The sequence below is a fragment of the Microbulbifer sp. ABM4_008 genome, assembly GCF_056311705.1.
The window spans coordinates 4,667,495-4,678,322 of sequence record NZ_CM149970.1 but is presented as its reverse complement, the minus strand read 5'-3'; the positions used below and the strand labels follow the sequence as shown (position 1 = coordinate 4,678,322).

Annotated in this window: 10 protein-coding genes; 6 read left to right on the top strand and 4 right to left on the bottom strand. The window is 56.3% G+C overall.

The window, feature by feature from the left end; translation table 11 throughout:
• Positions 1–13 precede the first annotated feature (13 nt).
• From ACYX4J_RS20290 to ACYX4J_RS20280, 3 genes are all read left to right on the top strand, one after another.
• Positions 14–1,432, top strand: a complete 1,419-nt coding sequence (locus ACYX4J_RS20290; protein WP_282930294.1) for an FAD-dependent oxidoreductase — start codon at positions 14–16, stop codon at positions 1,430–1,432.
• Between the two features lie 160 nt (positions 1,433–1,592).
• Positions 1,593–2,672, top strand: coding sequence for a uroporphyrinogen decarboxylase (hemE, locus tag ACYX4J_RS20285; protein WP_108731435.1), 1,080 nt, complete (start codon positions 1,593–1,595; stop codon positions 2,670–2,672).
• A 170-nt stretch (positions 2,673–2,842) separates the two neighbouring features.
• Positions 2,843–4,195 (top strand): HD-GYP domain-containing protein, encoded by a 1,353-nt coding sequence (locus ACYX4J_RS20280; protein ID WP_444918810.1) that lies wholly within the window; start codon positions 2,843–2,845, stop codon positions 4,193–4,195.
• Positions 4,196–4,248: 53 nt separating this feature from the next.
• Here the strand turns inward: ACYX4J_RS20280 and asd are convergent, their stop codons facing one another.
• The 3 genes from asd to rsgA are packed head-to-tail and all read right to left on the bottom strand — an operon-like array spanning position 4,249 to position 6,969.
• Positions 4,249–5,112, bottom strand: coding sequence for an archaetidylserine decarboxylase (asd, locus tag ACYX4J_RS20275; RefSeq protein WP_476177422.1), 864 nt, complete (start codon positions 5,110–5,112; stop codon positions 4,249–4,251).
• 25 nt (positions 5,113–5,137) lie between these two features.
• Entirely contained in the window at positions 5,138–5,932 is a 795-nt protein-coding gene (locus ACYX4J_RS20270) for a sulfurtransferase (RefSeq protein WP_282930290.1), read from the bottom strand.
• Positions 5,929–6,969 carry a small ribosomal subunit biogenesis GTPase RsgA gene (rsgA, locus tag ACYX4J_RS20265; RefSeq protein ID WP_476177421.1) on the bottom strand — a complete coding sequence of 347 codons (1,041 nt, stop codon included), beginning with the start codon at positions 6,967–6,969 and terminating at the stop codon, positions 5,929–5,931. Before rsgA ends, ACYX4J_RS20270 begins: the two co-directional genes overlap by 4 nt.
• Before the next feature lie 86 nt (positions 6,970–7,055).
• Between rsgA and orn the strand changes: the two genes are divergently transcribed.
• Positions 7,056–7,595 carry an oligoribonuclease gene (gene orn / locus ACYX4J_RS20260; protein ID WP_476177420.1) on the top strand — a complete coding sequence of 180 codons (540 nt, stop codon included), beginning with the start codon at positions 7,056–7,058 and terminating at the stop codon, positions 7,593–7,595.
• Between the two features lie 13 nt (positions 7,596–7,608).
• Here the strand turns inward: orn and queG are convergent, their stop codons facing one another.
• Entirely contained in the window at positions 7,609–8,718 is a 1,110-nt protein-coding gene (queG, locus tag ACYX4J_RS20255; protein WP_475708939.1) for a tRNA epoxyqueuosine(34) reductase QueG, read from the bottom strand.
• Positions 8,719–8,852: 134 nt separating this feature from the next.
• Between queG and ACYX4J_RS20250 the strand changes: the two genes are divergently transcribed.
• Together ACYX4J_RS20250 and tsaE are read left to right on the top strand one after the other, a co-directional pair.
• A complete protein-coding gene (locus ACYX4J_RS20250; protein WP_476177419.1) occupies positions 8,853–10,334 on the top strand; it encodes an NAD(P)H-hydrate dehydratase in 1,482 nt (493 codons plus the stop codon).
• Positions 10,334–10,828, top strand: coding sequence for a tRNA (adenosine(37)-N6)-threonylcarbamoyltransferase complex ATPase subunit type 1 TsaE (gene tsaE / locus ACYX4J_RS20245; protein ID WP_108731443.1), 495 nt, complete (start codon positions 10,334–10,336; stop codon positions 10,826–10,828). Before ACYX4J_RS20250 ends, tsaE begins: the two co-directional genes overlap by 1 nt.

Sequence of the window (10,828 nt, the reverse complement as noted above, 5' to 3'; positions counted from 1 at the left end):
GTGGAGAAACAGTATGAAAGACAGACTGAACAATGACTTCCAGTTTATCGACGTAAGTCGCATCGATCCGCCGAAGAAGGACATCATCACCCGCACCGGCGAGTTTGTTGAAATTTATGAGCCGTTCAGTGAGCGGCAGGTGGCCAGCCAGGCGCACCGCTGCCTGGATTGTGGCAACCCCTATTGCGAATGGAAGTGCCCGGTACACAACTACATTCCCAACTGGTTGAAGCTGATCAGCGAGGGCAATGTTATTGAGGCAGCCGAACTCTGCCACGAAACCAATACCCTGCCGGAAGTCTGTGGCCGGGTTTGTCCTCAGGACCGTCTCTGTGAGGGCGCATGTACCCTCAATGATGGCTTTGGTGCGGTCACCATCGGCAATGCGGAAAAGTACATTACTGATACAGCCTTCGCCCTGGGTTGGCGTCCAGACTTAAGTCATGTTGAGAAAACGGGCAAGCGAGTGGCGGTGATTGGTGCCGGCCCGGCGGGTCTGGGCTGCGCTGATATTTTGGTGCGCAACGGCGTGCAGCCGGTGGTGTTCGACAAGCACCCGGAAATTGGCGGCCTGATTACCTTTGGTATTCCCGAGTTCAAGCTGGAGAAGTCGGTAATGCAGCAGCGCCGGGAAGTGTTTACTGAGATGGGCGTTGAGTTCTGTCTCAATACTGAGGTGGGTAAGGACATCAGTTTTGAGCAGCTGCTCAATGACTACGATGCTGTCTTTATGGGGATGGGCACTTACAACTACATGAGAGGTGGCTTCCCCGGTGAAGATTTGCCCGGTGTTCACGATGCTTTGCCATTCCTGATTGCCAACGTAAATCGCAATATGGGCTGGGAGCGCGATGCTTCCGAATTTGTTTCGGTTGAGGGCAAGCGCGTGGTGGTTCTCGGTGGTGGTGATACCGCCATGGACTGTAACCGTAGCTCGATTCGATTGGGCGCTAAGAGCGTAACCTGTGCCTACCGCCGCGATGAGGAAAATATGCCTGGCTCGCGTCGGGAAGTGGCCAATGCAAAGGAAGAGGGCGTACAGTTCCTGTTCAATCGCCAGCCGGTTGAGATCGTTGGGGATGGCAAGGTGGCCGGGGTTAAAGTGGTCACTACGGAGCTCGGTGAGCCCGATGAAAACGGCCGCCGTCGCCCTCAGGTGGTGCCCGGTTCTGAAGAAATTATCCCGGCGGATATCGTTCTGGTGGCCTTTGGCTTCCGTCCCAGCCCGGCAGAGTGGTTTCCGCAGCACAATATTGAAGTTGCCGACTGGGGTGGTGTCGTCGCTCCAGAAAAACAAAAATACAAATTCCAGACCTCCAATGAGAAGGTTTTTGCCGGCGGCGATATGGTGCGCGGCTCGGACCTGGTAGTGACAGCTATCTGGGAAGGGCGCCAAGCCGGTGAAGGTATTCTCGATTACCTGGATATTTAGTCGTTTCTGATTTGCAGTGGGGGCAGGGTCCCTCACTGCCCAATTATTCCGTGCACATTTGTGCCAGTCCCAATAGGCACCTCGCAATATCTTTGCCACCCTGTGTATAGCGGCCAAGCCCCTGTACAATGCCCGTTTTTTTAGCCCGCTCGGTGTGCCTATGTCTGATACCAAACCGTCCGAATTGAAAAACGACCGCTTTCTTCGCGCCCTGCTGCGCCAGCCAGTGGATCGAACGCCTGTGTGGATGATGCGACAGGCGGGGCGCTACCTGCCGGAATATCGAGCCAGCCGCGCCGAAGCGGGCAGCTTTATGGATTTGTGCCGCAATACCGAACTGGCCTGTGAGGTAACGCTGCAACCCCTGGAGCGCTACCCGCTAGACGCCGCCATTCTGTTTTCCGATATCCTGACTATTCCCGATGCCATGGGCCTGGGCCTCTACTTCTCTGAAGGAGAGGGCCCGAAGTTCCACAAGCCCCTGCGCACGGCGGCCGATATCGAAGCCCTGGAAGTGGTGAACAGCGAAAAGGATTTGGACTATGTGATGAATGCCGTGTCCACCATCCGCCGCGAGTTGAATGGTCGCGTGCCGCTAATCGGCTTCTCCGGCAGCCCCTGGACGCTGGCGACTTATATGGTTGAAGGTGGCTCCAGCAAGGATTTTGCCCGCTGTAAGGAAATGCTTTACAACCGCCCTGAGCTGATGCACCAGTTACTCACGGTGCTGGCCGACTCTGTTACCGATTACCTGAACGCCCAGATTCGCGCTGGAGCCCAGGCCGTACAGATCTTTGATACCTGGGGCGGGGCACTCAGCCACAGTGCTTACCGTGAATTCTCCCTGAAATATATGCAGAGAATTCTCCAGGGGCTAATTAAAGAAGTCGACGGTCGTCGAGTGCCGGCCATCCTGTTCACTAAGGGAGGCGGTCAGTGGTTGGAAGCAATGGCTGATACTGGCGCTGACGCCCTGGGCTTGGATTGGACGACAGACATTGGCAGCGCCCGCGCCCGAGTGGGAGACAAGGTGGCCCTGCAAGGCAACTTGGACCCGGCTGTTCTCTATGCGAGTCCCGAACGAATTCGCACAGAAGTGGCGGCTGTTTTGAAGTCTTTTGGTCAGGGTAGTGGCCACGTTTTCAATTTAGGTCACGGAATTACCCCGAAGGTAGACCCCAAACATGCCGGAGCCATGATTGAAGCTGTGGTAGAACTGTCAGCCCAATATCACGCCTAAACTGGCCACTGATCTCTGAGTCTGTGAATACAGTCTCACTTTGGGCGGGTGAACCTTAATATCTCTCCATGATATAAAGGTGAGCTTGCCCAGAGGACCGAGGATCTTACGCCACGGGGTCTTTCTGGGCAGCGTTTTAGCGTTAACTACAGTTGTCGGCACCTTCCCCAGTGGCAATCGAACAAGCAAAAATTTCTGTCGGTGATTTACAGCGCGGCATGTTTGTCTCCAAGCTTGACCGGCCTTGGACGCGAACCCCATTTGCGCTGCAGGGTTTTTATATCCGCGATTTGGAAGAAATCCGTCAACTACAGAAATACTGCCGGTTTGTTTATGTCGATATCCACAAAACTGTCGGTAGTGCCGGTGTTACCCTGCGCCGATTGCTCGGAGGCAGCGACACTTCCGCAAGAGGTCGTTCTTCTGGCCGCACAGCGGTCACTATCCCTTGTAAGCCTGTCACTGTTTCCCATAAAAAATACCCCCCTCCGCAGCCGGCGCAGCGAGAAGCCAGTAATGCGCGTAAGCTTCACGGCCAGATCCTCTATGGTATGAGTGAAGTGATGGGGCTTGTCGCTAACAACAGGCCCATACCGGTACAGCAGGTCAACCAAGTCGTTGAGGATTTAGTAGAAAGTGTGCTGCGCAGTCCCGATGCGTTTGCCTGGCTGGCTCGTGTACGAGATAAGGATGAGCACACTTATAGTCACTCGGTACGTGCCAGTATTTGGGCGGTGCTATTCGGCCGCCATATCGGTCTTTCACGAAGTGATTTACTAAAGCTCGGGGTGGCTACCCTGCTGAAGGATGTAGGCAAGCTGGCTATCGACGGGGAAGTGCTGCAGATGAAGCAGCGCGACCCGCGCAGTGAATTGGAGTATCGAAAGTTTGTGCAGCACAGCGTCAAGATGCTGTCGGCAGACCCACAAATAGATCCCAAGGTTATCGAAGTCATTAGTGCCCACTGCGAGCGCCACGATGGTAGTGGTTACCCTGAGGGCTTGCGCGGTGACAGGATTTCAGTGTTGGCGCGCATGTGCGGCATAGTGACTTTCTATGATGAAGCCACTAACCCTAGAGGTTCCAGTGAGCCGGTGGCGCCATCCCGGGCAGTTGCCAAGTTATATGACCTGCGGGGTATTGCCTACCAAGAACAGTTGGTAGTGGAGTTCATTCAGGCTATTGGCCTCTATCCCACAGGTACCCAGGTAGAGTTGTCCACCGGAGAAGTCGGCGTGGTGGTGGAACAGACCTACGACCGGCGCTTGCGACCAAAGATAATGATCGTTCTCGATGGGCAAAAACAGACGCTCAGCAAGCCTCGCCTGTGTGACTTAGCTGAAGTTGAGGATCGAGAACAGAAGCTTATTGAGCGTGGCAAGATGAGCGTCGAGGAAAAGGTCAGTATCCTCAGGGATATAGAACCTGGAGCTTACCCCCAGGTGGATGCGGCGAATATTCGCGACAATTATTTATTCCGCGGTGGCCGACTGGGGCAGCTGCTGACGCGCCTGACAAAATAAACGTTCTCTTTTTCAGAGGCGGCAGTTAAAACTGCCGCTGTCCCTTACTAATATCAGTCCTTGCTGGATAGTAAATTACCGAAATGCTCACCCATGCGCACGGGCAACTCGGCTTCAAGTTGGTCGAGCCAGCTCACCTGGTCTGCGCCAAATAGCATTATGACGGTAGAGCCCAGCTTAAAGCGTCCCATCTCCTCACCTTTCTCCAGGTAGATGGGTGCCTTATCCAGATAATCTGTATTGATGACTTTGCGCTGGATAGGAGCGACTTGTCCGGCCCATACGGTTTCGATACCGGCGACGATCATTGCACCCACCAGGATCATTGCCATAGGGCCGGCTTCCGTATCGAATACGCAGACCAGACGCTCGTTGCGCGCGAACAGGCGCGGCACGTTTTCTGCAGTTACCGTATTTACAGAGAAGAGTTGTCCGGGCACATAGGTCATGCTGCGCAGGGTGCCGGCCATGGGCATATGCACACGGTGATAATCCTTCGGTGACAGATACACAGTAGCGAAGTGTCCGTCATTAAATTGCGCCGCTACCTTGGGATCACCGCCCACCAGTTCAACCAGGCTGTAGTCGTGACCTTTAGCCTGGAAAATACGGCCGTTATGGATCTGGCCCAGCTGGCTGATGGCGCCGTCGGCAGGGCTGGCGAGGGCGTGTTGCCCTTCGACAATGGGGCGGGCTCCGTCCACCAGTTCGCGGGTAAAGAATTCATTGAAGGTGCGGTAGGCAGTGCAGTCGCTCTCTTTGGCCTCCTGCATATCTACACCGTACTTATCCACAAACCAGCGGGTGAAAGGATCTTTGATCCACTTGAGTTCTGTATTCGCCAACCAGCCGGCAGCGCGGGAGAGTGCGTGTTGCGGCGTTAGGTATTGCAGGGCGGCAAAAAGTTTAGGGTTCATAAATCTACGTCTTTTCTCAATGTATCTACTGCTGTACCGGCGTATTGGGCAAATTGCCCCACTCACTCCAGGAGCCTGGATAAGCGCGAATATCCAATCCCAGGGACTTGCCCACTAACCAGGTAAAAGCGGAGCGGTGATGGCTCTGGCAGTGGGTGACAATTTTGTGTGAGCTATCAATTCCCAGTGCAGCGAGGAATTCGCGGGCATCCGCACGAATACGCAAGTCTTTTTGCGGGTCCATCAATTGGGTCCACTCGCAATTGATTGCTCCCGGGATATGACCGCCCTTCATGGCCAGGACCCGCTCACCGCGATATTCCTGGGGTGAGCGAGCATCCCAAACAAGGAATTCATCATTGCCCAGTTGATCTTGGATTTGCTGGGCGTCCATCGCAGCTGTGCTGTTGACGGTGATTTGAATATCACTCGGCTCGATATCCGGTGCCTCGGTAGTGAGAGGAAGGCCGGCGCCTCGCCAGGCCAACATGCCACCATTCAAGTAGCTGTAATTGCGGTGGCCTATCATTTCCAAGGTCCACAAAAAGCGCCCAGCCCAACCACCGCCTTCGTCGTCACAGGCGACCACATGTTGTTCCGGCTTTAAGCCGATAGCTTGAAACACCTGGGTCAGCTGTTCGATGCCGGGCAGTTTGCCCGGTGCGGGCGCGGTGCCAGCCATCAGCGCCTGGAACGGCAGGTGAACGGCCCCTGGGATATGGCCGTTGAGGTAATTGTGGGGTGAGCTGAGGTCTACAATCAGCAGTTCTTCGCGCTCAAGCTGAGTCGCGAGCTCATCCGCTTCGATGATCAGTTTCAAAACTTGTTCTCCGATTCCAGGCTGTTGCGCAAGTGCAGAAAACTATTCATGCGACGCTCGCTAATTTTTCCATCGGTCAGTGCCTTCTGGATAGCGCAACCGGGTTCGCCCTGGTGGCGGCAGTCGCGAAAGCGGCAGTGCCCTATAAACGGTCGGAATTCGACAAAACCTTCCAATAGGGCGGACTCCTCCATATGCCAGAGTCCAAACTCCCGAATCCCGGGGGAGTCTATCAGATCACCCCCACTGGGCAGGTGAAACAGTTCCGCCGCAGTGGTGGTGTGAGTCCCCTTTTGGGTGGCCTCTGACAGAGCACCGGTGCGGGCGCCCGCACTGGGAAGCAGTGCGTTGACCAGGGATGACTTGCCCACCCCGGACTGCCCTACAAAAACGCTACATCCCTGCGCAAGGGTTTCCAGCAGTTCCGGCAGGCCCTCGCCAGTTTTGGTGGATAACCGTAAAACCGGGTAGCCGAGCTCCGGGTAGGGGGCGAGTAGCTCCTCCAGTGAATCGCGATTGCGCTCATCGATCAGGTCGGTTTTATTGAGCAGCAGCATGGGTGCTATGCCGGTGGTCTCTGCGGCTACCAGGTAGCGGTCTATGGCATTGGCAAAAGGTTCGGGGTAAGGGGCGATAACGATCAATATGCGATCGATATTGGCTGCAACAGTTTTCAGGTCGCCGTAGCGATCGGGTCTTTGCAGCTCGGAATTGCGCGGCAGGCGCGCGCCGATAACACCAATGCCCCCATCGCTGTCTTCGCTGGCAGGGTGCCAGGCAACGCGATCGCCGGTCACCAGGGTTTCGATATTGGCGCGCAAATGGCAGCGCTGGCGCAGGCTCGGATCACTCTCGCTCTCCACTAAAACCTGTGTGCCATAGTTGGCGATAACCAGGCCGATCTGTTCCTGCCCCAGTTGCCCCTCTTCCAGGGCCTCTTCGGCAGATTGCTCGCGCTTGCGGGCGCGGGCTTCGCGTTCCTGCTGGATTTTGTTGATACGCCACTGTTGGCGGCGATTTAATTTGCGTTTACTCATGCACTAGCACCTGGAGACTAGCGGCGGATTATAGCTATTGCAGGGTAGTTGCGGTAACTTGCGCGGAAAGTTTGAGGAGACCCGTTGTGGATCAGAACAACCTGATCTGGATTGACCTGGAGATGACAGGCCTGAATCCGGACAAAGAGCGCATTATTGAAATTGCCACAATCGTGACGGATTCACGCCTGGAGATTCTCGCCGAGGGTCCCTCAATGGTCATCCACCAGAGCGATGCCTTGCTAGATGCAATGGATGAATGGAATACCGAACAGCACGGTGGTTCCGGGCTGGTAACGCGGGTTAAAGAGTCCAGTATTTCCGAAAGGGACGCGGAAAGGGAGACCCTGGAGTTCTTGCGACACTGGGTCCCTGAGGGAGCATCTCCCATGTGTGGCAACTCTATCGGCCAGGACCGCCGCTTCCTGGTGAAATATATGCCGGAGTTGGAATCCTATTTCCACTACCGAAACCTGGATGTCAGCTCGGTGAAGGAATTGGCTCGCCGCTGGCGCCCAGAGGTTTTGGACGGGGTTAAAAAACACAGCAGCCATTTGGCGCTCGACGATATCCGCGATTCTATCGAGGAATTACGCCACTACCGCGAGACTTTTTTCCGCCTCTGACGACCACCCCTGATTAGCCAGCGGGCTTGCGTTTGATTTTACGCTTGCGCCTGCGCCCGCTGCGCAACCGCTCCAGCGCCCAATCGATATGCTCCAGAACCAGGGGCGTGGCGTCGGCGCGGGCACTCTCCAGGGTATCGATGACTTCGGGCGTGGCCTCCCCATTGCCTAAGGCAACAGCCAGGTTGCGCAGCCAGCGCTCGTGGCCGATTCGGCGAATCGCCGAACCCTCAGTCTTGCGCAGGAACTCCTCTTCGCTCCAGGTAAACAACTTCAGCAGCTCGCCATTGTCCAGTCCATGTCGTGGATGAAAATCTTTTTCCTTGGTGGGTTTGGCGAATTTATTCCAAGGGCACACTATTTGGCAGTCGTCGCAGCCGTATATCCGGTTGCCGATGGGCTCGCGAAATTCCTCAGGGATTGGGCCTTTGTTTTCAATAGTGAGGTAGGAGATGCAGCGCCGCGCATCCAGGGTGCGGTCATCGATAAAGGCATCGGTGGGGCAAACCCTGAGGCAGGCGACACAGTCGCCACACTGATCATGCTCCTCGCTGATATCTATGGGGAGTGGCAGGTTGGTGTAGATTTCGCCGAGGAAAAAGTAAGAGCCGGCGGTCGAATTCAGTACCAGCGTATTTTTACCAATCCAGCCCAGGCCGGCCTTGGCTGCCAGGGCCTTCTCCATTACCGGGGCGCTGTCGGTAAAAGCCCGACCTTTCGATTCAATGCCCCGCTCGGCGCAATAGGTATCAATTTGCTTTGATAGATTGGCCAGGCGTTTGCGGATCAACTTATGGTAATCGCGGCCATTCGCATAGCGGGATACATAGGCCTTACTCGAATCCTTCAACACTTTAATCGGCTGGGTGTCCGGCGGCAGGTAGTCCAGACGCACGCTGATTACCCGCAGTGTTCCCGGCTCCAATAATTCGGGGCGCCAGCGTTTCTCACCGTGAGCGCCCATCCAGTCCATATCAGCGTGATAGCCCGCATCAATCCAGGCGCGCAGGCGTTCCCCTTCCTCCTCCAGCTGGCAATCGGTAATACCCACTTGTTGGAAGCCCAGTTCTCTGCCCCAAATTTTGATCTGTTGGGCTAAGTCGGCGAGCAGTGATTCGGTCATAGATAAAGCGGCTCGATATTCCCTGCAAGCACAATGCCTGGCCGGGGCGGTATACTTTGCGGTTGGCGCAAACGATGGCGATGTAATTGCCTATTTTGCCACAGATGAATTCTTGACCACATCGCGGGAGCTGCATGGACACGCCTCAACCTCTATACAGTGCCGAGTCGGTACGTGAGCTGGATCGACAGACGATTGCTGCACTGGAAATCCCCTCCATTCAACTGATGAAGCGCGCCGGTCGCGCGGCTTTTTCACATCTACGCAGGCACTGGCCGGAGATCGGCCGCCTCCAGGTTTTCTGCGGTGGTGGGAACAACGGTGGGGATGGCTATGTGATTGCCGCCCTCGCCGCGCAAAAGAAAATCCCGGTCACCGTCTATGCGTGTACCGATCCTCAGCACCTGAGGGGCGATGCCCGGGAGGCCTATCAGTACGCCTGCAGGGAAGGTGTCCAGGTGGTGAACTCTCTCGCAGAACTGGATACGGCGGATGCCAATACACTGATTGTGGATGCATTGCTGGGAACGGGCTTTAGCGGTGAGCTGCGCTCCGGCGTGGCGCATGCGGTTGAGCGAATCCGCAAAAGCCCTGGCCCGGTGTTGGCTGTGGATATCCCCTCCGGTCTGAGTGCCGATACCGGCAGTGCCGGCGAGGCGGTCAGTGCCGATATAACGGTGACTTTTATCGGCCGCAAAATGGGGCTCTACTGCGGTCGCGGCCCGGCGCTCTGCGGAGAGGTAATTTTCGAAGGCTTGGGGGCACCTGAGGCTGCCTACCGAGCAGTTGAGCCTTTGGCTATGCGTTACGAGGCTGATGCCATCCGTCGCCTGCCAGCGCGTGCCGCCGATAGCTTTAAAAACCAGTTTGGCCATATTTTGGTTGTCGGCGGTGATACCGGATTTGGCGGTGCTGCATTGATGGCTGCGCAATCCTCAGCGCGCTGTGGAGCCGGGCTGATTTCCCTGGCGACCCGCCCTGAGCATTTGTCCGCAGCGTTAACTCGCAGTCCAGAAGTGATGGCCCATCCGGTGATTTCCGGGCAGGAGCTGGAACCGCTGCTCGAAGGCCCCAGCGTAATTGCAGTGGGCCCCGGTTTGGGACGCTCCCCCTGGAGTGAGCAGCTGCTGGCGCGAGCCGGCCGAGCTGAGGCGCCCTTGGTCGTAGATGCCGATGCATTGAATATTCTCGCCGAGGGCCGGGTTCTGGCCGGGGTCCGGCGGGATGACTGGGTGTTGACCCCACATGTGGGGGAGGCGGCCCGCCTCCTGGGTTGTGATACCGCCGAGGTGCTCGCCGATCCGCGCGCAGCTGCTATTGCAGTTCAGCAAAAATTCAGTGGCGTGGTGATATTAAAAGGCGCCGGCACCCTGATTGCACATGATGATGGTGTTGACCTTATCAACAGCGGTAACCCGGGTATGGCTTCCGGTGGTATGGGAGACCTTCTCACCGGTATTGTTGCAGCATTGATTGGCCAGCACTTGCCGCTGGTGGAGGCTGCCCGACTGGCGGTGTGGTTACATGGAGAGGCGGGTAATCGCGCTGCCGAAGAGGGTATGCGGGGATTACTCGCTACGGATTTATTGCCCTGGATTAGACGTTTGGTAGATTGATGGCGAGTGAATTGAAATTACATTTGGCCGATGAAGCAGCCACCGTATCCGGCGGCAGCTCGCTCGGGCAGGCCTGTCTTGCGGCGGGCCTGCAACAGGGGCTGACGCTGTATTTAAATGGCCAGCTGGGCGCGGGAAAGACAACTTTTTGTCGGGGGGTACTGAGGGCCTTTGGGCACGAGGGTGCGGTAAAGAGCCCCACCTACACCTTGGTGGAACCCTACGAACTCGAGGCTCACCGGGTTTACCACTTCGATCTTTATCGTCTGGGTGACCCGGAAGAGTTGGAGTTTATGGGGGTGCGGGATTATTTCTCTGCGCAGAGCTTGAGCCTTGTAGAGTGGCCTGAGCGGGGCGAGGGCATATTGCCCGCTCCAGACTTGGAAGTTGAGTTGGAAGTGCCGGAAAGTGGTCGCCAGCTCAGGTTAATTGCGCACTCGCCCCAGGGGGAGCGCGTAATAGACCTGCTGCAAAAGCTGCTGCGAGCATCCTGA

Coding starts and splice junctions, on each gene's coding strand:
- ACYX4J_RS20290 (WP_282930294.1), top strand. CDS start 14: ATGAAAGACAGACTGAACAATGACTTCCAGTTTATCGACGTAAGTCGC.
- hemE (WP_108731435.1), top strand. CDS start 1,593: ATGTCTGATACCAAACCGTCCGAATTGAAAAACGACCGCTTTCTTCGC.
- asd (WP_476177422.1), bottom strand. CDS start 5,112: ATGAACCCTAAACTTTTTGCCGCCCTGCAATACCTAACGCCGCAACAC.
- rsgA (WP_476177421.1), bottom strand. CDS start 6,969: ATGAGTAAACGCAAATTAAATCGCCGCCAACAGTGGCGTATCAACAAA.
- queG (WP_475708939.1), bottom strand. CDS start 8,718: ATGACCGAATCACTGCTCGCCGACTTAGCCCAACAGATCAAAATTTGG.
- ACYX4J_RS20250 (WP_476177419.1), top strand. CDS start 8,853: ATGGACACGCCTCAACCTCTATACAGTGCCGAGTCGGTACGTGAGCTG.
- tsaE (WP_108731443.1), top strand. CDS start 10,334: ATGGCGAGTGAATTGAAATTACATTTGGCCGATGAAGCAGCCACCGTA.